This is a genomic window from Myxococcota bacterium (assembly GCA_039030075.1).
GTDB lineage: Bacteria > Myxococcota_A > UBA9160 > UBA9160 > SMWR01 > JAHEJV01.
In genome coordinates, this window is the sequence record JBCCEW010000004.1 from 122,297 (window position 1) to 146,431 (window position 24,135).

At 69.5% G+C, this 24,135-nt stretch carries 21 protein-coding genes; 4 read left to right on the forward strand and 17 right to left on the reverse strand.

All coding sequences use genetic code 11. The features are described 5' to 3' along the window. Positions 1–143: 143 nt before the first annotated feature. A complete protein-coding gene (locus AAF430_05750) occupies positions 144–1,370 on the forward strand; it encodes a mechanosensitive ion channel family protein (protein MEM7409715.1) in 1,227 nt (408 codons plus the stop codon). A gap of 21 nt (positions 1,371–1,391) precedes the next feature. Here AAF430_05750 and AAF430_05755 read toward each other — a convergent pair whose 3' ends face one another. The 10 genes from AAF430_05755 to AAF430_05800 all read right to left on the reverse strand — a co-directional run bounded on the left by AAF430_05755 (position 1,392) and on the right by AAF430_05800 (position 13,897). Then, complete coding sequence (locus AAF430_05755) at positions 1,392–5,351, reverse strand: EAL domain-containing protein (GenBank protein ID MEM7409716.1); 3,960 nt, start codon at positions 5,349–5,351, stop codon at positions 1,392–1,394. Positions 5,352–5,518: 167 nt separating this feature from the next. Continuing rightward, the gene (locus tag AAF430_05760) at positions 5,519–6,289 is read right to left on the reverse strand and encodes an SDR family NAD(P)-dependent oxidoreductase (protein ID MEM7409717.1); all 771 of its coding nucleotides are present in this window, start codon (positions 6,287–6,289) and stop codon (positions 5,519–5,521) included. After that, entirely contained in the window at positions 6,286–7,206 is a 921-nt protein-coding gene (locus tag AAF430_05765; GenBank protein MEM7409718.1) for an MBL fold metallo-hydrolase, read from the reverse strand. Before AAF430_05765 ends, AAF430_05760 begins: the two co-directional genes overlap by 4 nt. 159 nt (positions 7,207–7,365) lie before the next feature. Continuing rightward, a complete protein-coding gene (locus tag AAF430_05770; protein MEM7409719.1) occupies positions 7,366–8,010 on the reverse strand; it encodes a glutathione S-transferase family protein in 645 nt (214 codons plus the stop codon). 30 nt (positions 8,011–8,040) lie between these two features. Next, positions 8,041–8,733, reverse strand: coding sequence for a winged helix-turn-helix transcriptional regulator (locus tag AAF430_05775; GenBank protein ID MEM7409720.1), 693 nt, complete (start codon positions 8,731–8,733; stop codon positions 8,041–8,043). A gap of 77 nt (positions 8,734–8,810) precedes the next feature. After that, on the reverse strand, positions 8,811–10,121 hold the full coding sequence (locus AAF430_05780; protein ID MEM7409721.1) for a cytochrome P450: 1,311 nt from the start codon (positions 10,119–10,121) through the stop codon (positions 8,811–8,813). A 130-nt stretch (positions 10,122–10,251) separates the two neighbouring features. Continuing rightward, the gene (locus tag AAF430_05785; GenBank protein MEM7409722.1) at positions 10,252–11,004 is read right to left on the reverse strand and encodes a crotonase/enoyl-CoA hydratase family protein; all 753 of its coding nucleotides are present in this window, start codon (positions 11,002–11,004) and stop codon (positions 10,252–10,254) included. A gap of 10 nt (positions 11,005–11,014) precedes the next feature. After that, on the reverse strand, positions 11,015–11,785 hold the full coding sequence (locus tag AAF430_05790; GenBank protein ID MEM7409723.1) for an SDR family NAD(P)-dependent oxidoreductase: 771 nt from the start codon (positions 11,783–11,785) through the stop codon (positions 11,015–11,017). A 211-nt stretch (positions 11,786–11,996) separates the two neighbouring features. Continuing rightward, the gene (locus AAF430_05795) at positions 11,997–13,256 is read right to left on the reverse strand and encodes an EAL domain-containing protein (protein ID MEM7409724.1); all 1,260 of its coding nucleotides are present in this window, start codon (positions 13,254–13,256) and stop codon (positions 11,997–11,999) included. Positions 13,257–13,339: 83 nt separating this feature from the next. After that, positions 13,340–13,897: a YqgE/AlgH family protein gene (locus tag AAF430_05800; GenBank protein MEM7409725.1), complete on the reverse strand. Its 558-nt coding sequence runs from the start codon at positions 13,895–13,897 to the stop codon at positions 13,340–13,342. A 51-nt stretch (positions 13,898–13,948) separates the two neighbouring features. On the opposite strand from AAF430_05800, the gene AAF430_05805 reads away from it, so the two are divergent. After that, the gene (locus AAF430_05805; protein MEM7409726.1) at positions 13,949–14,809 is read left to right on the forward strand and encodes a CPBP family intramembrane glutamic endopeptidase; all 861 of its coding nucleotides are present in this window, start codon (positions 13,949–13,951) and stop codon (positions 14,807–14,809) included. Between the two features lie 26 nt (positions 14,810–14,835). Next, positions 14,836–16,206, forward strand: coding sequence for a PilZ domain-containing protein (locus AAF430_05810; protein MEM7409727.1), 1,371 nt, complete (start codon positions 14,836–14,838; stop codon positions 16,204–16,206). Positions 16,207–16,482: 276 nt separating this feature from the next. Here the strand turns inward: AAF430_05810 and AAF430_05815 are convergent, their stop codons facing one another. The 6 genes from AAF430_05815 to AAF430_05840 form a co-directional block, all read right to left on the reverse strand. Then, positions 16,483–16,800, reverse strand: coding sequence for a putative quinol monooxygenase (locus tag AAF430_05815; protein MEM7409728.1), 318 nt, complete (start codon positions 16,798–16,800; stop codon positions 16,483–16,485). Between the two features lie 236 nt (positions 16,801–17,036). Continuing rightward, the gene (locus tag AAF430_05820; protein MEM7409729.1) at positions 17,037–18,500 is read right to left on the reverse strand and encodes a penicillin-binding transpeptidase domain-containing protein; all 1,464 of its coding nucleotides are present in this window, start codon (positions 18,498–18,500) and stop codon (positions 17,037–17,039) included. A gap of 152 nt (positions 18,501–18,652) precedes the next feature. Next, positions 18,653–19,213, reverse strand: coding sequence for a NifU family protein (locus AAF430_05825; protein MEM7409730.1), 561 nt, complete (start codon positions 19,211–19,213; stop codon positions 18,653–18,655). Between the two features lie 25 nt (positions 19,214–19,238). Continuing rightward, complete coding sequence (locus tag AAF430_05830) at positions 19,239–20,057, reverse strand: HAD family hydrolase (GenBank protein ID MEM7409731.1); 819 nt, start codon at positions 20,055–20,057, stop codon at positions 19,239–19,241. Positions 20,058–20,068: 11 nt separating this feature from the next. Further along, positions 20,069–20,725 (reverse strand): hypothetical protein, encoded by a 657-nt coding sequence (locus AAF430_05835; protein MEM7409732.1) that lies wholly within the window; start codon positions 20,723–20,725, stop codon positions 20,069–20,071. 100 nt (positions 20,726–20,825) lie between these two features. After that, complete coding sequence (locus AAF430_05840) at positions 20,826–22,007, reverse strand: class I SAM-dependent RNA methyltransferase (protein MEM7409733.1); 1,182 nt, start codon at positions 22,005–22,007, stop codon at positions 20,826–20,828. 53 nt (positions 22,008–22,060) lie between these two features. Between AAF430_05840 and AAF430_05845 the strand changes: the two genes are divergently transcribed. Then, complete coding sequence (locus AAF430_05845) at positions 22,061–22,798, forward strand: DUF3047 domain-containing protein (GenBank protein MEM7409734.1); 738 nt, start codon at positions 22,061–22,063, stop codon at positions 22,796–22,798. 1 nt (position 22,799) lies between these two features. Here AAF430_05845 and AAF430_05850 read toward each other — a convergent pair whose 3' ends face one another. Next, positions 22,800–24,134, reverse strand: coding sequence for a serine/threonine-protein kinase (locus AAF430_05850; GenBank protein ID MEM7409735.1), 1,335 nt, complete (start codon positions 24,132–24,134; stop codon positions 22,800–22,802). Position 24,135: the final 1 nt, after the last annotated feature.

A 24,135-nucleotide genomic window follows, 5' to 3' on the forward strand; every position in this document is an offset into this window, starting at 1 on the left:
CTTGTCTGTCTCTGAGCAAGATATCTGGGAGCTCAGCGTCGGGAGCCCTGTGCCTCGGAGCCGGGAACGACCCGTACGTCGCGCGCGTCGGCGCCGCAGTATACCGACGCCGGTCGAATTCGAGGATGGTATGGTTCGGCCCCGTGGAGCTTCTCGAACGGATCGCTGCCCACCCGGTCGCCATCGAGGTCGCGAGCCTCGCCGCTCTGGGGCTGGGCCTCCTCGCACTGCACCTCCTCACCCGCCGCATTCTCGTGCGCTGGATCGAGAAGTGGGTGCTGCGCAGCTCCACGCGCTGGGACGATGCGCTCCACGACGAAGAAGTCTTCGATCGACTGATCGCGCTGCTGCCGGCGATCCTCGGGTGGTACGGCGTTCGCCTGCTGCCCGGGATCAGCGAAACGGTGCAGATCGTCGGCGGCCGTCTCGCTCTCGCCATGATGGTGCTGTTCGGTGGGCGCGCGGTGATCGCCCTGCTCTCGGCCGCGAACGACATCTACGCCGAGAACCCGGAGAATCGCGACCGGCCCGTCAAGGGCTACCTGCAGGTCGTCCAGATCATCGTCGGCGTGATCATGGGCGTGCTGATCCTGGCGATCCTGCTGGACCGGTCGCCCGTCATCTTCCTGTCGGGCCTCGGCGCGATGACCGCGGTCCTGCTGCTGATCTTCCGCGACACGATCCTCTCCCTGGTCGCGAGTGTTCAGATCACCGGCAACGACATGGTGCGGGTCGGCGACTGGATCGAGATGCCCCAGTACGGCGCGGACGGCGACGTCATCGACGTCGCGCTCCACACAGTGAAGGTGCAGAACTGGGACAAGACGATCACGACGATCCCGACCCACCGCCTGATCTCGGACCCGTTCAAGAATTGGCGGTTCATGTCCCTCTCGGGGGGACGACGCATCAAGCGCTCGATGTTCATCGAGATGAGCTCGGTCCGCTTCCTCGAACCCGAAGAGATCGAGCGCTTCCGCTCCTTCGCCTTGATCGACGACTACCTGGACGCGAAGACGCGCGAGATCGACACGGACAACCAGGGCCGTACGGGCGACACCAACCTCAATCCGAACATTCGCCGCCTGACCAACCTGGGCACGTTCCGGGCGTACGTCGAGCAGTACCTGAAGAGCCACCCCCAGATCCATGCCACGGGCATGACCCTGATCGTGCGCCAGCTCGCGGCCGGGTCCGAGGGCATCCCCCTCGAGATCTACTGCTTCACGAAGACCACCGACTGGGCGGCCTACGAAGGCATCCAGTCGGACCTCTTCGACCACTTCTTCGCGATCGCGCCCGACTTCGGTCTCCGCATGTTCCAGAGCCCGAGCGGCGCCGATGTGCGGGCGCTGTCTTCGTCGGACTGAGCGCGAGCGGGTCGCGCTGGATCAGGCGAGGCAGCGAACGGCGCGCTCGTCGACGGCAGCCGCGATCCGCTCCTGGGTGTCCGCGTCCAATCCGACGAACTCGACGCCGACTCCGCCCGTGCGCGCGTCGTCGCCTTCGATCCGGTAGAGCACCTTGCCCACGGTGCCGACGACCATCTCCTCGAGCGTGAACTCGAGGTCGAGGGTGGCGGTCACTTCGGGCGGCTTCGACATCTCGAGGAAGGCGCCCCGATCGGAGAGCGAGCTGAGCAGCACCGCCTCCGAGCCTTCGCTCGTCTCGACGCTGGCCATGATGTCGTAGGGCGCCCGCGGACGTTCGCGCTGCACAGCGGGTGTGTCGGTGCCGTCGCCGAGGTGTACCGCACCCAGCAGATGGCCCAGCAGAGCGTCATCGATCGGTTCGCGTACGCCCCAGATGCGGCAGCGCCCGCGGAGATCCAGGAGTTCCTTCGGCGCTTCCCCCGGACCCACGAGCAGGATCGAGGGCGCCACGCCGGCATCGGAGGCGATGCGCTCGGCCAGGCGTCGCACTTCTTCGACCGGTGCCGTCGTCGAGACCATCACCGAGCGGATCGCTTCGCCTTCCTGGGCGACGAAGAGCAGCCCCTCGTCGTAGACGCGCGCGTAGAGCGCCAGCGCACCGATCCGGTTCATGCGCATGGCGAGCAGGCCCAGACGATCGCTGCCATCGTCGACCACGAGGCAGTAGGGTGTGAACGCGGGCGCGGCGTCACCGTCGGTCGCCTCGGACTCGGATGCGCTGGCGGCGAGCACGTCGCCTTCCGTATCGGCTTCCTCTGTGTCGGCCTCGCCAGAATCGGCCACGTCCCCATCGGCTTCCGCAGCAACGGCGGCCTCGACCGACGCGTCCTCGGAGCGCTCGCTGGCATCGGGAGCGTCCTCGGCGGCGACCGCCCCTTCCCCGTCCTCCGCGGCCTCGACGACCGTGGGTTCGTCTTCGAGGTGCGCCCCTTCGGTCTCCGAAGCGTCCGGGTGGGTCTCCGGGGCGTCTGACGCGACCTCCGCGACCGCAGACTCGGCGGCGTCCGTCACGGGCTCGGACCCATCCGCGTCGAGGTCGACGACCGTGTCCGGAACCTCGAGTTCGGTTTCGGCAGGTTCCACGAGCTCCGCGGCGTCTGCGGTCTCGTCCGTCGAGTCCTCGGCTGCGTCGGTCTCACCCTCGAGGGCGACGTCCACGAGAGCCTCGGGAGTCACTTCGTCTGCGGACGTTGCCTGTTCGGAACTCGCGGTGCTCGTCGCACCGGTGAGCGCCACCGGGCCCTCTTCGGGCTGGAAGGGCGCGGGAAGGTCGTCGTCGAGATCGGCCTCGATCTCGGGCGCCTCGACGTCGTCGTCCGCCGCGACCAGCGTCGACTCGGCGGCCGTCGCGGTCTCCACGGACTCCTCGGAGGCCATCTCGGTGACGTCCGGTTCCTCGTTCGCCTCGCCGTTGGAGGCGCTCTCCTCGCCGAAGATGGCGGGCAGCGAAGCCTCGTCGTCGTCGGGGTCCGTCTCCAGCTCGGGGGCGACACCGGAGACGTCGGCATCGACTTCGAGCTCGTCGTCGGCGGCTTCCCCGGCGTCCGCGACGCCCTGGATCTCGTCGCCGGGAGCAGCGGTCTCGTCGATGGTGCGCTCGAACTCGTTGCGGTCGGAGCCGATCTCTTCGAGCGGCGTTCCCGTGATCGTGTCGCTCTCGCCCTTCGCCTCGCTCGCGAGGGGCACGTTCCCTGCGCGCAGGATCTGGGTGAACTCATTCTCGGACACCGCCGGTCCGAACACGAAGCCCTGGATCTGGTCGCAGCCCATCCGCTGCAGGATCTCGATCTGCTCGTCGCAGTCGACACCCTCGGCGATCACCTCGAGCGACAGGCTGTGGGCCATCGAGATCACGGCGCTCACCACGCCCTCGGCGCCCGGATCGAGATGGATGTCGCGCACGAAGTTGCGGTCCATCTTGAGGACGTCGAGCGGAACCCGGTTCAGATAGCTCAGGGAGGAGTAGCCCGTCCCGAAGTCGTCTAGCGCGATCCGCACCCCGATCGTCTGAAGCGTGCGGAGCGCCGAGGTCGTGTTGTCGTCCTGCTCGAGGATCACGCTCTCGGTGAGCTCCACCTCGAGCCACGACGGCGGCAGGTCGTAGGACTCGAGCGCGCTCGCGATCGTCGCCGTGAGGTCCATCTGGGTGAACTGTTGGGGCGAGACGTTGATCGAGACCGGAACGATCGGAAGGCCCGCCGCGCGCCAGCGGTTCAGGTGCTCGCAGACGTTCTCGATCACCCAGGTACCGATCGGGCCGATCAGACCGAAGTCCTCGGCGACCGGGATGAACTCCTTCGGAGCCACCGTTCCGAGCTCGGCGTTCCGCCAGCGCAGGAGCGCCTCGGCGCCCGTCAGCTCGTTGCTCGCGACGTCCACCTTGGGCTGGAAGTGGAGCTCGAGTTCGCCCGAGTCCATAGCGCCGCGCAGGTGACGATCGAGGGCCGCCTTCCGCTGGGTCTCGGCCATCAGCTCGGGTCGGAAGAACTGGAAGCTGCTGCGATGGTTCGCCTTCGCGTGGTACAGCGCGATGTCCGCCGATCGCAGGAGCTGCTGCGCATCGGTGCCATGCTGGGGATAGAGCGCGATGCCGACGCTGCCCGCGGCCCATACCTTCTTCCCATCCAGGATCACGGGCTCGGACAGGAGCGCGAGAATGCGCTCGGCCACCTTCTCGGCGAGTTCCGCCTCTCCGATCCCGGTCAGGACGAGGGCGAACTCGTCGCCACCGAGCCGTGCCACGGTCGGAGCGCTCGGGACCACGCCCGCTGCCGACACCAGATCGCTGACCCGCAGGTGCTGTCGGAGGCGGTGCGCCATGGTGCGCAGCAGCTCGTCACCCGCGGCGTGGCCGAAGGTGTCGTTGATCTCCTTGAAGCGGTCGAGGTCGATGTACATGACCGCGAGATCCGCGTCGTTGGAGCCCTGCACGCCCTCGACGGCGTCTTCGAGGCGGTCGAGGAAGTACCGACGGTTCGCGAGGCCCGTCAGGCTGTCGAAGTGCGCCTGGTGGAAGAGCTGTCGTTCGGACTCGCGGCGCGAGGTGACGTCCTGCACCGACAGCACGCGAACCTCTCCCGACTCACCGGCCGAGCGGAGCACGCGCGCTTCGTAGCAGCGGCGGTCGCCCACCGTGGTGCCCGTGAAGAACTCGCCGCATTCGCGGGTGGGATCCTCGAGCAGGCGTCGCAAGCCCGGGACGCCCATCACCTGGCGGTGCAGCATCTGCGGGTTGCGCGTGGCGACCCCGAGGAGCTCGAAGGCAGCCGGGTTGCCGTCGACGACCTGTCCCTGGCTGTCGACGAAGATGATCGGCTCGGAGATGGCGGCCATGCCAGTCGCGCCGACGCCGCGGCTCGTGACGAGCCAGGTCAGCGCCCCGGCCAGCGGGAGGTAGGCCACCGGGTGCAGGGTGAACTGGGCGATGCCGTTCACGAAGGCGAAGCCCGTCGCCGCGGCGATCGGCCCGAACACGGCGAGGACCAGGGCCGCGCGCACGCCATGGCTGCGAAGCTGTCCGCCGCGAACGAGATCGGTGATCACCTGGGGCGCCGTCAGGAGCGCGAAGCCTGCCGCGATCGCGGCGGGCGCCGAGAACGGCGTCTGGACGTTCCAGTACGGGCCCGCGGTGAGCACGGCCACCGCCGCGGCCACCGTGATCGACACCGGCAGGAGCCAGCTGCGGCCTTCCCCGGTCCACTGGCGGGAGCCGAGCCACAGACAGCCGGCCACCGCCACGGCGAGGAGTTCGGAAGGCGGCGCGCCTACGGCCTCGTTGCCCGTCGAGACGCCCACCCCGACGCACCAGGCCGCCAACGCGATCAGCGAAGCGGTCAAGGCAGGTGCCCGCGAAGCGTGGGGACCCATGCGGACGGCCGCGAGCACGGGAACCACTGCGGCGAGCAGTAGGCCCCACATTTCGATCGCGGACAGAGCGATTTCCGAACTCGATTCCACAGGCTCCCCGAGTGCCATAAGGATTTCGACCTAACGGCAGCCGATCTGGAGAGCCAAGTTGCGTGAGGGCCGCCCCGGCTGAGGCCGGCGAAATCGGGCCTCTCGAGCCGATTTGGCGGCTACGCAAGCTACTTCGTAGTGGCGATGCCCCCGTCGACGGGGATCACGGCGCCCGTGACGTAGGCCCCGGCGCGCGAGGCGAGGTAGATGGCGACTCCAGCCATGTCCTCCGGCGTGCCGATCCGTTTGCGCGGACACCCCGCCGCGATGGCGTCTCCGAAGGCGTCGAGCGTCGCAGCCATCATCTTGCTCTCGAAGGGCCCCGGGGCGACGGCGTTCACGGTGATGTCGTCCTCGGCGAGCTTCTTCGCCAGCACGCGCGTGAGTTGGTGCACCGCGGCCTTGCTGGCCGAGTAGGCGTAGGTCTCGAGGGACGGAACCTGAAGGCCGTCGATCGACCCGATGTTGATCACGCGCGCCGGGTCCTCGGGTGTCGCGGCGGCGCGCAGCTGCGGGAGCAGCAGACGCGTGAGATGGAAGACGCTCTTCACGTTGAGGGCGAGCACCTTGTCCCAGGCCGCGTCCGGGTACTCCTCGAGCGGCGCTCCCCAGTTCGCGCCCGCGTTGTTCACGAGGATGTGCAGGTCCGACTCGCGTGCGGCGAGCTCGCCGGCGACGCGCACGGCTTCCGCTTCCTTCGCGAGGTCCCCCGGCAGCGCCACGCAGGTGCCGTGTTTCGAGAGTTCGGCCGCCACCTCGGTACAGACGTCGGCGTTGCGCGACGAGATGTACACCCGCGCCCCGTTCTCCACGTAGCCCCGGGCGATCATCAGGCCGATTCCGCGGCTCCCGCCGGTGACCAGCGCCACCTTCCCTTCCACCGAAAACAGATTCTTCACGGGGTCTCCTCGGGCAGACGGATGCGATCGACGTTTCCGGTCGCCTCTTCCCAGGCTCGGCGCAGCACGAAGTCGCGATCCAGCTTCATCAGCAGCGGAATCTCCATGGTCTCGTAGCCGGCATCCTTGTCGAGCTCGGCCTCGGCCTGCATCTGGTCGACGGTCCAGCCGCGCCGCACGGCCTGCTCCCCGGCCTCGGCGAGCTGGCGCATGAACGACTGGAACGCCCTCAGGCCGTCGCGATCCGTCACCGGACCGTGGCCCGGAATCACCCGATCGAAGTCGAGCTCGAGAACGCGGTCGATCGTGGCCACCCAATCCCGCACCGAACCTCCCGCCTCGAGGTCGATGTTCGGATAGCGGCCGTTGAAGAAGAGATCGCCGGTGTGGAGGACCTTGTCCTCTACGAACAGCACCACGAGATCGCCATCGGTGTGCCCCCGGCCCGGGTGCAGCAGGCGCAGCGTCTTGCCTCCGATCGAGATCTCCCGCTCGTTGCGGAAAGTTTCGCCGGGCAGTGTGCCCGGTGCATCGGTCCAGTAGTCGGCGTCGAGATGATCGAGATAGGCCCGGGTGCGCTCGGTGGCGATGAACCGGGCGCCGCTCGGGAACGCGATGTTTCCGTGAGTGTGATCGAAGTGGTAGTGGGTGTTGATCACGGCCTGGAGCGGGCCGCCGAGCTCCTCCGACACTTCGAGGATGCGGCTGCCCTGGCTGCGGAAGGTCATCGTGTCGACGACGACGGCGCCGTCGTTGGTGCGCAAGATCCCCACGTTGCTGCCGAGGCCATAGATGACATGGATGTCATCCGTGACCTGGGCGACCTCGAGATCCTGGATCTGCTGGTAGACGGCAATCCCGCCCAGCGCGACGCCCAGCACGATCAGGGCGGCGATGCCGCCAAGGATCCGCTTCATGGCCCCTCCCGCTTCGCTCGACCGGCACGACCGGTTCGGCTCGGCGCGCAGTATACGCGACCCGACTCACGGAACGGGCCAGGCCGCGCGGGCAGTGGCAAGCGGCCGAGAGAATCGGCGCCGAGCGCGCCGCAAAGCGACGCGCCCGGCGCAGTTCGGTCAGGACGGAAGCGCCGCCTTCTCTTCCTCGATCAGCGCCTTGAACGAGGGACGGGCGTGAATCCGCGCGACGTAGTCGGCGAGCTTCGGGAACTTCGCCGCGTCGACCGTCTCACCGCCGTGCTGCATGTTCGCGAAGGGGCTCGCGGTCGCGAGATCCGCGATGCTGAATTGGCCGCCGGCGAGATACTCGCGGCCGTCGAGCTGACCCTCGAGGTACCCGAACACGCCCGGGGCGTGCTCTTCCAGCGTGCGGCGGACCGCGTCCTCGTCGGTCTGCTCGCCCATCATCGGACGCACCACCCGCTGGAAGAACGGTGCGGAGCACACCTCGATGACCTTCGTGTCGGCGTACTCCTCGTACCACAGCGCCCGTGCGAACTGCTCGGGGTCACTGGGGTAGAGCGCGGGCGTCGGCTGCTTTCGCTCGAGGTAGGCGATGATCACCGAGGAATCGGGCACCACGAAGGATCCCTCCTCGTAACAGGGCACCTTTCCGAGCGGGCTCTTCTCGAGGTAGCCCTCGGGCCCCATCCCCGGCATGACCGGTTCGAGGTCGTAGTCGAGGCCTTTCTCGATCAGTGCCACGCGCACCTTGCGAACGAAGGGCGAGAGGCCGACGCCGTGAATGATCGGCTTGGACATGGTCGTCTCCTTTGGAGGTGGGGCTGGGTGTCAGCCCTCGGGGTTGGGGTGAGCTGGGCGCGCGAGTCGGGAAACCAGATCGAAGAGTGCGGGGAAGTCGCGGGCGGCCGCGACGTCTCCGTCGACGCGTAGACGGCCGTCGCGGACCGCGTCGTCGACCGGGACCAGCCCGGTCGCGAGCCCGAGGCTCGTGAAGGGATCCAGCGCCAGGGTGGCGTCGACGGGGCCGTCGGCGTCGTCCTGGACGCGAGTCCCCCGTCGCCCGCCGATCACCAGGAAGCGCAGCGGGTGGTCGCCATCGTCGAGCTCTACCCGCAGGCGGCGTGCCGGGCTGACACTGGCCTGGGAGAAGGCGTCCAGCGCGAGGGGAATCCATCCGGCCTCGATGTGATCGCCGGGCTGGGGGATCGCCATGAAGCGGATGCCGAAGCGCATCAACTCCCTCGCGACGGGACGCAGTGCCTCGCCGTGCTCGGTCAGGACGTACAGGCTCGCCGGCGCGGGCGGCGGCGCTTCCTGCTGGGCGACGATCTCGCGCTCTTCGAGACGGACGAGTCGATCGGCGAGCACGCTCGAGCTGATGCCCGGCAGGCGGCGCTTCAGATCACTGAAGCGCTGGGGCCCGCAGAGGAGCTCGCGAACGATCAGCAGCGTCCAGCGCTCGCCGACGATCTCCGCCGCCCGGGCCATCGGGCAGAACTGGGCGTAGCGGAGGTCCGGCATGGCCGGATCTTATCTCGAATCCGAAGAGAAAAGTTCGAAAATCGAATTACTGAGTTCGATTTCCGATGCTGATTCCGTCAGGCGGCGCGCAGCCGCGGCGCGGCTCCCCCTCCGACCCGCGGGCCCGGTCTGAAGCGGCACTGCATGTGCTTGATTCCGTGAATGAAATTGGATGCGAGCCGGTCCGGCGGGCCGACCAGCTCGAGATCCGGCAGGCGGGTGAAGAGCTGCTCGAAGAAGAGGGCGATCTCCCGCCGGGCGAGATTCGCTCCCAGGCAGAAATGGGGTCCGGGCCCACCGAAGCCGACGTGCTCGTTCGGGCGCCGGCGCAGATCGAAGGCGAAGGGCGCATCGAAGACGGCCTCGTCGCGGTTCGCCGAGTTGTAGAAGAGCACCACCTTCTCCCCGGCGTCGAGCGCCTGCCCGCCGAGTTCGCAGGTCCGGGTGGTCGTGCGGCGCATGAAGATCACGGGGGACGCCCAGCGCACGATCTCCTCGACCGCCGTCTTCGTGACGCCCGCGAAGTCCGCCTGCCAAGCCGCGCGCTCGTCGGGGTAGTCCTGGAGCGCTCGCATGCCGTGGCTGATCGCGTTGCGGGTGGTCTCGTTCCCCGCGGTGACGAGCAGGACGAAGAAGGACGCGAGGTCGTTTTCGCTCATCCGCTGCCCGTCGATCTCGGCGTTCACGATGATCGAGGTCAGGTCGTCGCCGGGGTTCGCGAGTCGATCGGCGCGCATCTCTTTCATGAGCTCGGCGAGCGCCGAGCCCGCTCCCACCAGCGCCGTCGCAATGTCGGTGCCTTCCGGGATGAACTCGGGATCGCCCGGCCCCAGGATGATGTTCGTCTTCTCGAAGACGAAGGCGTGTTGGCTCTCGGGGATGCCCATCATCTCGCAGATGATGCGAATCGGGAACGGCGCGGAGAGGTCCGTGACGAAGTCGCACTCTCCCTTCTCGATCACCTGATCGATGGTGTGCGTGGCGGCGTCGAGGGTCATCTGCTCGAGCTTCTTCAAGCGCTGCGGCGTGAACCCGAGCGACACCAGCTTGCGTTGCCGCAGATGTTCCGGGTCGTCCATGTTGATGAAACCGCCGAAGAACTGCAGGAACGGCGCCGGCAGGTCCGGGATGCTCGTTGCGCCCTGGGCGCTCGAGAAGATCTCCGGATTCCGGCTCGCCTCGCAGACGTCGGCATGTCGCGTGACCGCCCAATACCCCGGGCCCTGCTCGACGAGTCCCCCCGGCGGTACCCGCTCCTCGTGGAACGACATCGGGCGGTCGCGGCGCAGGGTCAGGAAGGCCCCCTCGCGTTCCACGAGGGGCCGGACCCAGAACTCCGGGTCCGAGAGGTCGATGTCGTCGAGGGCGAGGATCTCTTCGGGCTGCATGGGGCGGGAGCATACCGCCCGGCTCGCCGGATCGGAGTGCGCCCGAAAACGCACAGCGGGCCCGGAGGTTCCCCCCCGAGCCCGCTGGATTCGTCTCGAAACCGACTCTTCTCGAAGAACCGGCTGGGGCCTACTTCCCTGCCCAGTTCGGCGGACGCTTCTCGGCGAAGGCCTTCGGACCTTCCTTCGCGTCCTCGCTGGTGAAGACCTGGGCCAGCGCCGGAGCCTGGAGCTTCCAGAACTCCTCTTCCGTGACGCCCATGCTCTCGCGCACCAGCTGCTTCGACGCGGCCACGGCGAGGGGCGCGTTCTGCGCGACCCGCTCGGCCAGGGCCAGGGCCTCATCGACGGCCTTGCCGGGTTCGGCGAGGCGCGACACCAGGCCGTACTCGAAGGCCTTCTCCGCCGGAATCGGATCCGAAGTGATCGCCATCTCCATGGCGACGCCATAGGGAACCCGACGCGGCAGGCGCATCAAGCCGCCGCCCGCGGCGAACAGGCCGACGTTCACCTCCGGAATCCCGAGGCGGACGCCCTTCGCGGCGACCAGCAGGTCGCAGGTGAGCGCCACTTCGAGCCCGCCCGCCAGAGCGAAGCCTTCGATCGCGGCGATCAGCGGCTTCTTGCTGCCCTGCTCGAGGAAGGTGTTGAAGCCTTTGGGCGGACCTTCCTTCGCAAAGGCCTTCAGGTCCATGCCCGAGCAGAAGCCGCGACCGGCACCCGTCAGGACACCGGCCGTCAGGCCCGGGTCGCTGTCGAGCTTCTCGACCGCCGCGTTGAGCCCTTCTGCGAGCGCGGTGTTCACCGCGTTCATGGCATCGGGCCGGTTCAGGGTGATCAGGAGCACGCGCCCCCGAACTTCGGTGAGAACTGCATCGCTCATCGGATCTGCCTCACTTCGGGGGCATGCGGATGCCGCCGTCCACGCGCACGACCTCCGCATTCATGTAGGGATTGGTGATCAGCTCGGCGACCATCGACGCCAGCTCGTCGGCATAGCCCAGCCGCTTCGGGAAGAGCACGCTCTGACCGAGGCGCGCCTTGAACTGGTCGCTGCCCTCGCCGGAGCCGTAGATCGGGGTGTCGATCAGGCCCGGAGCGATCGTGTTGACGCGCACGCCCACGGCCGCGAGGTCGCGTGCGATCGGCAACGTCATGCCGACCACACCGCCCTTCGACGCCGAGTAGGCCGCCTGGCCGATCTGTCCGTCGAACGCTGCGACCGAGGTGAGGTTCACGACGGCGCCGCGCTGGCCGTCGCCATCGATCGGGTCGGTCTTCGACATCGCCGCGGCGGCGAGCCGCAGGCAGTTGAAGGAACCCACCAGGTTCACGCGCACCACGAACTCGAAGCGATCGAGCGGGTGGGGCTCGCCCTCCCGGTTCACGGTGCGGCCCGCGAAGCCGATCCCGGCCGCGTTCACGAGCGAGCGGAGGGGGCCCATCGCGCTCGCCGCGTCGACGGCCGCCTGAACCTGAGCCTCGTCGGCGATGTCCGCCTTCACGAACTCACCCTTGATCTCGCTCGCGGTCTCCTTGCCGGCTTCCTCGTTGAGGTCCACGACGACGACCTTGGCGCCGAGCGCTGCCAGGCGCTTCGCGCTGGCCTGGCCGATGCCCGACGCGCCGCCGGTCACGATCGACGACGTCTGATTCAGATCCATGCTCACAGGGACTCCTTTGCCGCTGCGCAGCGCCAACGCGCGTCCTCGGACGGTCCAACCGGTCTCGAGGCGGCGGTCGCTTCGTCAGCCTTGGGGGGTAGCCGGATCGTCAGGAGATCCGGTGGCCGCAGTGCGGCGCGGCCGGAAGCTAATCCAACCCAGCGGGCGACGCGAGCGAGCCGAGCGGTCCGCAAGCTCGCGGAAGGCGACGCTAGTCGCTGCGCAGCGGGTGTGGCTTGCCGAACAGCCAGCCCTGACCGAACTCGATCCCGAGGCGACCCAGGGTCTCGAGCTCTTCCAAGGTGTCGAGGCCCTCGCCGATGATGCGTGCGCCGATGCGGTCGGCCAGCGACTGCAGAGCGCGCAGCAGGTGCTGGCGACCCGGATCCTGGTCGATCCCCGCGACGAAGGCGCGATCGACCTTGATGAAGTCGGGTGCCAGTTCCATCACCGATTCGAGACTCGCGTAGCCGGCGCCCGTGTCGTCGAGCGCGATCTGGAAGCCGAGCTTGCGGTAGTAGTCGCGCACCTCGCGGAAGATCTCGAAGTTCCCGATCGATTCCTGTTCGGACACTTCGAGGACCACGTCGGAGGGCGACAGCTGACAGCGCGCCAAGGTCGTCTCCAGCACTTCGGCCCGAAAGCTCGGGTCGTGGATCGTGGTCGGTCGCACGTTCAGGAAGAGCTTGGCGCCACCCGGCAGATCACGCGCACCGTCGAGACCGCTCTGCCGACACAGACAGTCGAGCTGGAAGACCAGATCCTGCTCCGACGCCATCGCGAACAGACGCGCCGGCGAATGCAGCTCGGTTCCCTCCGGCCCCCGCGCCAGTGCCTCATAGCCGAACACGGTGCGCGTGGTGACGTCGACGATCGGCTCGTACACCGAGTAGATCTGCCCTTCGAGCACGAGATCGAAGAGCTGCTTCCGCCGCCGTCGCTGTTCCAGGCGCGACACCAGGTCGATGTGTTCCCGCGCGTCTTCGAGGGCGCGGCGAATCTGGAGCTCCGCGCGAATCGTCGGATTGCGGAGGGCCGTGCCGACGCCGACCCAGAGCGGCGGCAGCTTGCGAAGGTAGGGATAGCCGGCGCGATGCCCGCGTCGCTCGAGTCCCTCGCCCAGGACCCGGCGCGCGCGCTCGACTTCGCGCTTGTAGAAATCGACATCGTCGGACCCGCGAAACAGGAGCACTGCGATCTCTTCGCGGCCGGTCTCGCCCGCCACCACGAGGTCACTCACCTCGAGGAAACCGCCGATCAGCTCCTCGACGAGGTTGGCGAGGTTGCCCATGGCCTCCTGGAGCGCGGCGCCTCCGTAGAGGGGCTCGATCTCGGAGAGCGATTGGGCGTCGACCAGCAGGACCGCCAGGGCGCCATCGTCCTCGAAGCGCTCGGCCATGCGCGGCAGGTCTTCGCCGAGCCCGCGCAGGCGGGACGCGCGCTCCGCGCCGCTCTCCGGCCGTTCGTCCATGGTGGTGCATCGGCGCGGCGCAGCGGGGGGTTGAGAGGGCACCCGGGCAGGGCTCGCGCGGAGTCGCAGCACCCCTGGGTAATTCAGTGCACACCCCGGCTCGCCACCAGGGTGGCGGGCTCGACGCCCAGACCCCGCAGCACGTGCTCCCAGAGGGCCTCCTCGGGCACCCGGAAGACGCTCTCGGAATCGGCCGGAGCCAACAACCAGGCGCCCTCGGCGAGCTCCTTCTCGAGCTGGCCCGGTCCCCATCCGGCGTACCCGACCAGCAGGCGCAAGGCAGCGGGCGGAGACTGCGCCATCTGTTCCAGGACGCCGAGGGAGCCGGCGAAGTGGACGCCCGGGACCAGCGACTGGACATCCTCCTCCGGCTCGAGACCCGCCGTGTCCCCGAAGAGCACCCAGCCCGTCTGCGGCTGCACGGGTCCGCCCCAGCCGATCTCCTCCTCCGGGTCGCCGGCCCACGAGAGTTCGACGCTCTCGCAGAGGCGACGCGCGGTGATTCCACTCCCGCGGTTGAGGACGACCCCGAAGCATCCCTCGTCATCGTGATGAATCAGCAACACGACCGTGCGATGGAAGTTCGGATCGAGAAGCTGGGGCATGGCCACCAGCAGGGACGGTGCGATCGAAGCACTCACGGGCCGAACGTAGCAGGTGAGCCCTCGCCCGTCGGAAGGTAAGGTCCGCGCATGGTCCTGTGGCGCCGCTTCCTGATCGCTGCCTGCGTACTCGCGGGCGGACTGATGGCGTCGGGTTGGGTGCGCGGTCTCGCACTCGCCGAGCGCGGCAACCGCGCGCGGATGGGCTTCGAGATGGGCGGGATCGAGGTGGGCGTCCTCGCGCTCGCGCTCGCCCTCGCCATCGCCCTGCCCGGCTCGGTGCCGCGTCGACTCGGGTTGCAGCCGAGTCGTCTGTCTCACTGGGCCTTCGCCGCGGTGGTCCTCGGAACGCTCGGCCTGTCACTCGCCATGAACGCGCTGGTCGACGCGATGGCGGTCGCCGAAGGCAGCAACATGACCGGGATCTCGCGCGGCTTGGCGGCTCCGCCCGATGCGCGTTCGATCTGGATCGCGGTGTTCGGCACGGCGCTCCTGCCCGGGATCGCGGAAGAGCTGCTGTGTCGCGGCGTGGTGCAACGGAGCCTGGTTGCCTGGATCCACCCCCTGGTCGCGATCGCCGTGTCCACGCTGCTCTTCGGCGCGCTCCACATGGAGCTGGTCCACGGCGGTGTCGCGTTCCTGATCGGGCTGTATCTCGCGGTCACCGCCTTCTGGGCCGACAGCACCCGCCCCGCGATCGCCGCCCACGTCGCGAACAACGGACTGGCCCTGGCCGGGTCGGTCGGGTTCCTCCAGTTGCGGGCCACCCACGGGACGATGCTGGTGCTCGGACTGGGGCTGGCGGCCGCGGGCGCCTATGCCGCGTACCGCCACCGGTTGCCCCGAGGGCCCCGAGGGCCCCGAGGGGAGGCCCGGAAGGACCCTGGCAACGCACCGGAAGACCTCCCTGAACCAGGCCTTCAGCAGAGAGGGAAATCTGCCGAGGTCTAAGCAGTTCTCTTTGCGTGAGGCCTGCGATGGGCGGTACCCCGGCCGTATTGATTCTCGACGACGGCGAGCTCGATGACATCCAGGAGATGCTCTTCGAGCTCAACATTCCCTGTGCGCGGATCCGCGGTGGCGCGATCGTGCAGGGAAGCCCGCCGCCCGAAGACCTGCTGATCGCGACACCGCGCCGGATCGGTGCCGTGGAAGAAGCGATCGGCGATTCGCTCACGCCTCCGATCCGCGTGATGGTGGTGAACGAAGACTCGACCGCTCTGCGCGACCAGCTGCGGCGCTCGGGCTTCGACTACCTGGTGCGGCGTCCGGTGCACGAGGAAGCGCTGCGCCTGCTGCTGCTGCACTGCGTGTACAAGGGTGAAGAGCGTCGGCGCGAGCCGCGCGTGGCCGTCGGGTTCGAGATCACCTTCCGCACCGGTCTGCTGACCCGCCGGGCAACGCTCGTCGACCTGTCGATCCGCGGCTGCCGGCTGCGATCGCGCTCGCGCGTCGACGCGGGTCGCCGCATCAAGGTGCAGATCCCCGAAGCCCTCGACACGGGCGACCCGCTCACGATGCTGGGCCGCGTGGTGCGTCTCGAAGGCGACAAGGAAGAGGACGCCGACAACTACGTGCTCGGCATCAGCTTCGACACCGTCACCGAAGACGCGCGGCAGGCGATCGAGCTCTTGATCGAAGACCGTGCGATCGGGCCGGCGAAGCTTCGCAGCGGCGCCGACGACATCCCGCGACCGACGCCGGCGCCGACGCCGACTCCGGAACCGGCCGCCGAGAAGCCGCGCCGCGAGCGCAAGGGTGGCCTGGTGGAGCGTCAGGCGAAGCAAGCCCGACGCGACTTCACGCCGCCGCCCGCGAAGCGCGAGGACTGGGGAGCAAGCTCGTCGGAGACGCCGCACGCGGAGACGACCCCCGCACCGCCCGAAGTGCAGGAGCAAGCGCTGCCGCAGGAGTCGACACCGGTCGAGTCCGCGCCCGAGGCCACGCCCACTGCCGAGGCCCCGGAGCCGAGCGGCCCCGAGCGTCGCAGGCAGGCGCGCGGCGCCTATCCCCAGACCGTGCCCGCGTTCAGCGAGCGCGCCCTGCGCGTGCTCGTCGGCCGCGACATCTCGACAGGCGGCATGCGCATCGAGAACGTCGACGGTCTCGAGATCGGCGACCGACTCCACCTCGCGATCTACGGCGGTCAGGGCGAGGAACCGCTCCTGGTCTGGGGCCGTGTCCACCGTGACGACGGCGAGGACGGCCACGCGATCGTCTTCGAGGAGCTCGACGAGTCGGCCTCGGCGCGCCTGGAGCGCATCGTGACCGGCCTGCCGTCCTTCGAGGCGCTGCACCGCAGCGAGGCCGAGGCGATGGGAACCGTCGTCTCCCGCATCATCGAGTAGGGCTCCGCCGCTCGCCGGAGCTTCGTGCGCCTGCCGCGCCGCCCGTCGGCGTGGCGACGGCACGCGCCCCTGCTAGCCTCCGCCGCTCTTCGGAAGGAGCCGGCATGGCACGCAGCAAGAGCAAGCAGAAGGTCCGCAAGCACCGCTTCAAGCAGCGCCACAAGCGACGCGCGAAGCGGAAGAAGCAGGCAGCCGCGCAGGCCGCCAGCTAGCGACCGCGCCGGCCGAGGTTCGCGAAACCCACCTCGGCCACCGCGAAGCGCCGATTCCGCCTCCCTAGCTCGGGGAGGGTCCGGAATCGTGGTACAGGGCCAGCACCGGCGGCGACTCGAGGCACTCCATCAGCTCGGGAATCGTCGCCTTCACGTGCGCCGTGTTGGAGTGATCGGCGAGGGCTGACTCGTCCGCGTAGCGCTCGATCACCAGGAACTCGCCGGCCGCATGGGCCGAACGCAGCACCTGGTAGGCGAGACACCCGGCCTCTGCTTTCACGGCCTCGGCACCGAGCCGCGCGAGCAACGCCGCGACCGCGTCTTCGGACCCAGGCTTCGCGATCATCTGACTCGTGACCGTGATCGAGGGAGCGCCGCTCATACCCGCGGGGAAGATACCCCTCTGCAGCGGAACATGCGAAGCCCGGCAGCTCCGGGGCCCCAGAACTGATCCGGGCCCCAGACGAGGGAAAGGCCCGAAACGATCGAAGCGTTCCGGGCCTCCCTGGGAAGGGGATATTTTGCTGTCTGGCAGGGATGTGGCCCGGATGACCCGGCAGGTGTCACAGAAACTCGCCGATTTCTTGACCCCGCAGATCCCGCGGGGGACCTGCCCGCCTAGCGTGTGCGGCGCTGCGCGAGGGTCTGGGTGCCCCGGCCCGGCAGCGAGTAGCGATCCGCCAACTCGGGTGCACAGCGCTTCCCCTTCTCGCAGAACACGCCTTGGAGCACTTCCGCCGCCACCTGCGACGAGGTGCGCCAGTAGAGGTGGCCCTGCACGAGCACCGTGGCGATCGCGACGCGCGGCTTGTCGGCCGGCGCGACGCCCACGAACCACTCGTAGCGGCCCTCGGGATCCTTCCCGGACAGGCTTCCGGTCTTCCCCGCCACGCGGATGTCGCCCAGCATCGGGTGGCCGTTGCGCTTGCGGAACGCCCGCCGCGCCGTGCCCTTGCGGGTGGTATCGATGAGCATCGCGCGGAGCTCGGTCATCAGGTCGGGATCGAGCACCTGGCGATTCGCCGGCGTGGCCGGGAGCGAGAGGGCACGACCGCGCGGGTCCCAGGCCCGCTCGATCCAACGCGGTGTCACGAGTTCCCCGTGCACCAGCGTCCCGGCGAGCTGGGCCGCGTGGAGCGGCGTGATGCGGCAGCCGGCCAGGCCGCAGCCGAGTCGGCCCACGTCGAGCCGGTCCTCGCCAGGGTCGGCCTCGCCCGGTGCGTGGGCCGGTGCGGGAGCGCGCAGCCAGCCGAAGCGACCGATCGCCTCGATCAGCGGGTTCACGCCGACCGCGTGCACCGCCAGCTGGGCAAAGCACTGGTTGTTGGAGGTGGCCAACGCCTTGCGCAGCGTCACTTCGCGGCCGCGATCCGGCGGGTCGAGACGCGACTCGGTCAGACGGTAGGGACTGCCTCGGTAGCGACACGGAAGCCGCGCCTCGCTGGGCGCGCGGTCGAGCGCCGCCGCAGCGGTGATCACCTTCACCAGGCTGGCCGCCGGGTAGTTCCGCGTCGGAGGGAAGCGCTCGGGATCCGTCGACGCGTAGGCGAGCACACGCCCCTGCTCGGGATCCATCACGATCACGTTGCCCAGCTCGACCCGGGCGCGGCGCAACACCTTGTGCACCTGTCGGGTGAGCTCTGCGTCGAGGGTGTACTCGACGGTGTAGGTGCCCCCGTTCGCGGGGGCCGGGAAGCGTTCGAAGAGACGACCCGGCAGACTCGCCGGCGGCGACGCGTCGGCCTCGCCGGTCACCGGGAGATCCAGCGCGGTACGGGTCATGGGCAGGCGCTCGAGCACGAACGACGGCGCGCGAGGCGGCACGACGACCTCGGGCTCCCGGTGGCGATCGATCTTCGCGACCGGCGGCGCGGCGGCTTCGACCGGCGGCAGCGGCTCGGGCGGTCGCTCGGCGCTGCGCGACGAGATCGGCTCGATCAACCAGGCCAGCCCGATCGCGAAGGCGAGGCCCCCGCTCGCGAGGGTCGCGCGTCCGCGCCCGGTCATCCGACGGCCCCGCCGCGAGCGTTGATCGCGCTGCCAGCGCGGCTCCTGGATGGCCCATTCGGCCGTCGTGGCCACGGAATCGCCTCGAGCGCCCTTGGAATTGGCGCTGGACGCTCGTCGATCGTTCGCACCGCGGCTCGAACCGCGGTGGGCATCTCCCCCGAACATGTCTCGAATCCTCGATCTTGGGCCGCGCCGACTCGGGGGAGGGTCGACGGCGACTGGGACTACAGGGCCACGACTCCCTGCACCTCGGGAATCTCGTCGCGCAGTCGCGCCTCGATCCCGTGCTTCAGGGTCGCGGTCGAACTCGGGCAACCACTGCACGAGCCCTGCATGTAGAGTTCGACGATCCCATCGCGGAAACCGGCGAACACGATCTCGCCACCGTCCATCGCGACGGCGGGGCGTACTTCATCGTTGAGAATGCGCTGGATGCGCTCGACGACGGCACCGGCGGCCGCGCTCGGCTCGGGCGCGACGTAGGCAGTGCCGAGTGCGCTACCACCCTCGCCGAGGACGGCCTTGATTGCGTCGATGATCGACGGCGCGATGTCGGTCCACTCGACTTCTTCGCGTTTGGTGACGGTGACGAAGTTCGATGCGAAGAACGCACCGACCACACCACTCACGTCGAACAGGCGCGCGGCCAGCGGCGACACGTCTTCCGGAGGCGCCGCGGTGAAGTGCGCGCTCGCGCCGCCTTCGACCACGTCACGTCCCAGCACCCACTTGATGCTGTTCGGGTTGGGAGTGCGCTCGGCGTGCATGCGAAAGCCGAGATCCATTCAGCCCTCCGGGTTCCACCGCAGGTTACGCCCGTTCCGGGGCGCCGCCAAGTGGTTGAAGCCACTCCGTTTGCAGTTGTTCCACCCAGGTCTCGCGCTCGAGCAAAATGTGACCGTCGTCACATGCGCCGCGATGCTCGCGCTCCCCGTTGGGTCCCCACGCCGCGAGCGCGCAGCGCACGCCCAGCTCGCTCACGCGCGCCAGGTGGTTCCACTTGTCATCGACGAAGAGCGTCTCGGCTGCCGAGATCCCCGTGCGCTCGGCCAAGGCACGCAGGTGCGCCGTCTTCTCTCGGCCCGTCTCCTTGTCGAGGATGTGATCGGGCGGGAAGAGGTCGGCGCAGCCGTCGCGCTGGAGCAGCTCGTCGACGGTGGCGCGATCCTTCGACGTCGCGATCGCTAGCGTCGCGACGGGACGCAAGGCTCGGAGTCCCTCGGCGATCCCGGGGTAGGGCTGCATCAGCGCATGCCAGGGGCCCGGGTGCCGCTCCGCAAGCGCATGTCGACGGGCGTAGAAGCGAGCGTGGAAGCGGTCGATCCAAGCGGCATCGATGGCCGCGCGTACCTGATCGTAGGCGGCCTGATCGGCGGGAAGCCGACCCGCCTCGATCTCGCCGAGCAGCACGCCGAAGTCCTCGGCGCGGTTGCCCAGCGGCATGCCCTGGAGGAAGGCCGCGTAGCGCGGGTCCGCGCGGACCCCATCCGGTGCAGGCGGTGCCGGCTCGCACGCCAGATCGGTCAGGCGTCCGGTACGGAGCTCGTGAAAGGTCGCTTGCGCCACCCAGAAGCACTCGGGCGCGCTGTCGGAGATCACCCCATCGAAGTCGAGCGCCAGCAGGGGCACGCGGCGGGCGACTAGCGGCGACGGCGCGCGGGTCGCGAGCCGCGGCGTCCGCGCTGGGGGGCGACGCGCGCGATGCGCTCTTCGAGCTCCTGGAACAGAGCCAACACGTCCGGGTGGAGTTCCTCGCGGCGCGTGGCCCGCGCGACGCGCGGGAGCGACACGGGTCGACCCAGCTCCTGCACGAGAGCTCCGTTGGTGCCGAGCAGACGCTTCGCGTCGAAACGCTCCCAGCCGGCGATGTCGTCTTCGGGGGGCAAGAGCTCCGCGAGCAGACTCTCGAGGCGATGATCGCTGGCCGGCAGGGCCAGCGCGCGACGGATCGCCGCCGGCACGAGCAGGTAGCTCTCGATGTGGCGCCGGCTCCAGGTGAAGAACGCCAGGCCCTCGGCGGCCTCGTCGAGGTCGGGAGGTGTCTCGGTGTCGCGATCGAGCACGCAGAGTCCCACCGACCCGGCCGCGCGCTCCCGGAAGTCCTCGACGGCCCGGGCCGGACGTCGCCCGCCCAGGATCACGGCGTTGGCGACGAGAGCCGCCGCCTGGCGCGGCATCAGGCGATGCGCCCAGGCCCGCAGGATGCTGCGGTCGCGGGGACCCTCCACGTACAACACGAACGCAGCCGAGCCGCCCGAGCGCGGCTCCGGCGATGCGGCAGGGTCGGTCGTGGGCACGGTTTCGAACTCCGGGGCCGCAGGACGGCGTGGGAACGGCGGAAGAGCGACGTGAACGGGGCGCGGAGGATCGCGATCGGAGGCCCGGACTGGCGCGATTCTACCGGGCCACCGCGCCGCCAGCACCCGAGCGGTCGAGGCGCGCCAGCAACTCCACGTGGGGCGTCTGGGGGAACAGGTCGAACGCCTCGACCGCCGTGAGCCCGTAGCCCTCCGACACCAGCACGGCGAGATCGCGGGCCAGGGTCGCCGGGTCACACGAGAGGTAGACGATGCGATCGGGCTGCAGCGCCGCCAGCGCGCGACTCGCCGCGGGCGCCAGTCCGGTGCGCGGCGGATCGAGGAAAACGAGATCCGGGCGTTCGACGCCCTCGGCCAGTGCGTCCTCCACCCGCTGTTCGCGGGCCTCGACCCGGGAGGCCGTCGCGAAGTTGTGGCGAAGATCCTCGACCGCGGCCGGCGCTGATTCGACGGCGACCACCGTTCGGAAGGCGCGCGCCAGGCCGACCGTGAAGAAGCCGGCGCCGGCATAGAGCTCGAGCGCTCGTTCGCCCTCCCCGCAGAAGGCCGCGACCCGCTCGAGCAGCCGGGAGCGCAGGGCGCGATGCGCTTGGAAGAACACGCCGCTCGAGACACGGAGCTGCCGATCGCCGGCTTCGAGCGCGATGGGCATCGCGTCGTCCCCGAGGCGTGCGGTCCGGCCACGACCGCGCCCGACCGCAATCTCCCATTCGCCGAACGCCCTCGGCGGGTTCGCGGCCAACGCCGCAAGCCGCTGGTTCGCCCGCGGCGTCAGCACCGGGCATTCCGACACGGTGACCGTGTCGTGGCTGCCCGCCGCGCGAAAGCCGACGCCGTCAGGGGAGACCACCAGCCGCGCGCGATCGCGATAGCCGTAGCCATCGGGCGAGGCATGGAAGGGCAGCGGCTCCTCGGGCAACGTGAGCTTCCCGATCCGACGCAGCGCGTCCGTCGCGATCGACCGCTTCGCCTCGGCCTGTGCCGATGCGGACACGTGCTGCCAGGCGCACCCGCCGCAGCGGCCGAAGACGGCACAGCGGGGTTCGACGCGAGCGTCGCCGGGCGCGAGGACCGCGGCCACGCGGCCGCGTGCGAAACGCCGCGCGACCTGGTCGAGACTTGCCCGCACCCGATCGCCGGGCGCAGCCCCCTCGACGAACACCACGCGGCCGTCGTCGGCCCTCGCGACGCCTTCGCCGCCCGAAGCGAGTGACGTGATCGCGAGTTCGAGCTCGTCTCCCGGAGCCAGGGTGCGGGGCATGGCTGCGGAAGGTATCCCTATCGGCCGCGCGCGCCCGAACCCCGGAGTCCCCCGTGAGTCGCTCTGCCCTGCCCCGCCCGTGCGCCGCCATGGCGCTCCTCGCCTGCATCGGGCTCTGCGCCTGTGGCCCGTTCCGGAGCCTGCCCCGTGAAGCCGCGCTGGTGCCGGGCGACGAGCACCCCCTGCTCGTCATGGACTTCACCGAGCCGCTGCCCCTCGATCCGCTGCCCGCCGGTTGGCACCACCGCACCTTCTTCGGTGTCGATCCGATGGAGATCGAATCGGTCGAGCGCGACGGCCGACACGCCCTGCGCCTGGCCACCCAGGCCGGCGGTTCCATGCTGTTCCGCTTCGTCGACGTGCCGCTCGCCGAGTACCCGGTGCTGCATTGGCAGTGGCTGATCGAGCAGCCCGTGGTCACGAACATCGACGAGCGCACCGTCGCCGGGGACGATCACCCCGCGCGCATCTACCTCCGCTTCGCCGACGCCGAGGGCGAAGAGCACGCCCTCGAGCTGATCTGGGGGAATCGCCATCTCGCGGCCGGCGATTGGCTGCACCTCGGCTTCCTCTTCGGCCTGGTCGAGTTCCCCCACTACGTCGTGAACGGGGGCGAAGCCCAGGCGCGACGCTGGCACCGCGAGCGAGTCGACCTGAGCGACCTCTACCGCACGCTCTGGGGAGAACCGAACGGCGTGCGGATCACCGACGTCGCGCTCTTCTGCGACACCGATCAGACCGACACCGAGAGCATCGCCTACTTCGCCGACCTGCGACTCGCCCGCGAGTGAGCTAGCGGCCGCGGTAGCTGCCGGCGCGGGGCTCGCGGCGCGCGCACCAGGGACAGAAGCGGAAGTAGGCGTGAGAGGTCGGCCAGCGGCACTTCGGGCAGCGGTCCGGCAGCTCGGGATGCGACCACACGCGCTTCGGCTTCTGCTTGCAGCGCGGGCAGTAGCGCATGAACGGGCGCAGCTGTCCGTCGCAGCCCTTCTTCGTACACGCGCGCTCGGCCCTGGGGTCGACGGGCGGCTTGCGGCCGTTCCCTTCGAAGCGTCCGGCGTAGCACCAGGGGCAGGCCGTCCACTCGGGACGCACGCCGCGCTCGCACTCGGGGCACACCAGCGGCGCGCGCGTGAGCTCGGCGAAGGAATTGTCCCCGCTCCCGCACCAGGGACAGAAGGTCATCGCTTCCGAGATCGGCCCGTTGCAGCGATGACAGTGGAAGTGGAGCTCGAGGGCCTTGCCGTGGCTGCGCCGAAACGCGGCCGACTGGGCTTCGAGCGGTGAGACCGGACCGCGCGTCTTCTTCTTGCGGCGCCGTGGAGCCGGACGCTGGCTGCGCTCTTCGCTGCGCGCGAACGCCCGCTCCAGCGCCTTCACGAACTCACCCGCATTCGGGTATCGCCGGCGCGGATCGAACTGGGCGGCCTTTCGAAGGACGGGTTGGACCAGCGGCGGCACCTTCTGGGCGAAGCTGCGGTGGCCCTCGGGCGGCCATTCGAAGGGCCACGTGGGCAACACCCCGGTGAGGACCTCGTAGGCGATCAGGCCCAGCGAGAACACGTCGGACGCGAAGCGCACGCGTCCGTAGGCCTGCTCGGGCGCCATGTAGCCGAGGGTTCCGGCCTCGGTGTAGGCCTGGGTGGCGCCCTTCGCGAAGCGCGACGCGCCGAAGTCGGCGAGCGCGGCGCGACCGTCGGCGAAGATCAGGATGTTCTCGGGCTTCACGTCGCGGTGCAGGACCCGCTGACTGTGGGCGTGGGCGAGACCGGCCGCGATCTCGCGGACGATCCGCAGCGCCGTCGCACCGGAGCGGCGTGCAGCGCGGTAGTCGGCGAGGTGGGTCTTCGCGAGATCGGTCGCCATCACGAAGCGCCCGTCGATCCAATCTGCGTTGCGCACACCGACGATGTGGGGGTGGTGAAGGCGCACCGCGATACGCGCCTCGTGCTCGATCGCCTTCGGCCCCCACTCGCGCACCGCTTCGAGCAGGGTCACCTTGAGCGCGACGTCGACGCCCTCGACCGCATCGCGGGCCTTCCACACGTCGGCGAACGAACCGCGACCGATGCGTCGTTCGAGCCGGTATTTCCCGAGTCGGCTGCCCCTGCGCAGGACCGTCGCCAAT

What these genes read in the sequence shown, in the direction of transcription:
- AAF430_05775 (MEM7409720.1), bottom strand. Translation starts at nt 8,733, where the DNA reads ATGCCGGACCTCCGCTACGCCCAGTTCTGCCCGATGGCCCGGGCGGCG.
- AAF430_05810 (MEM7409727.1), top strand. Translation starts at nt 14,836, where the DNA reads ATGGGCGGTACCCCGGCCGTATTGATTCTCGACGACGGCGAGCTCGAT.
- AAF430_05755 (MEM7409716.1), bottom strand. Translation starts at nt 5,351, where the DNA reads ATGTGGGGCCTACTGCTCGCCGCAGTGGTTCCCGTGCTCGCGGCCGTC.
- AAF430_05795 (MEM7409724.1), bottom strand. Translation starts at nt 13,256, where the DNA reads ATGGACGAACGGCCGGAGAGCGGCGCGGAGCGCGCGTCCCGCCTGCGC.
- AAF430_05825 (MEM7409730.1), bottom strand. Translation starts at nt 19,213, where the DNA reads ATGGATCTCGGCTTTCGCATGCACGCCGAGCGCACTCCCAACCCGAAC.
- AAF430_05785 (MEM7409722.1), bottom strand. Translation starts at nt 11,004, where the DNA reads ATGAGCGATGCAGTTCTCACCGAAGTTCGGGGGCGCGTGCTCCTGATC.
- AAF430_05805 (MEM7409726.1), top strand. Translation starts at nt 13,949, where the DNA reads ATGGTCCTGTGGCGCCGCTTCCTGATCGCTGCCTGCGTACTCGCGGGC.
- AAF430_05840 (MEM7409733.1), bottom strand. Translation starts at nt 22,007, where the DNA reads ATGCCCCGCACCCTGGCTCCGGGAGACGAGCTCGAACTCGCGATCACG.
- AAF430_05765 (MEM7409718.1), bottom strand. Translation starts at nt 7,206, where the DNA reads ATGAAGCGGATCCTTGGCGGCATCGCCGCCCTGATCGTGCTGGGCGTC.
- AAF430_05770 (MEM7409719.1), bottom strand. Translation starts at nt 8,010, where the DNA reads ATGTCCAAGCCGATCATTCACGGCGTCGGCCTCTCGCCCTTCGTTCGC.
- AAF430_05780 (MEM7409721.1), bottom strand. Translation starts at nt 10,121, where the DNA reads ATGCAGCCCGAAGAGATCCTCGCCCTCGACGACATCGACCTCTCGGAC.
- AAF430_05790 (MEM7409723.1), bottom strand. Translation starts at nt 11,785, where the DNA reads ATGGATCTGAATCAGACGTCGTCGATCGTGACCGGCGGCGCGTCGGGC.
- AAF430_05815 (MEM7409728.1), bottom strand. Translation starts at nt 16,800, where the DNA reads ATGAGCGGCGCTCCCTCGATCACGGTCACGAGTCAGATGATCGCGAAG.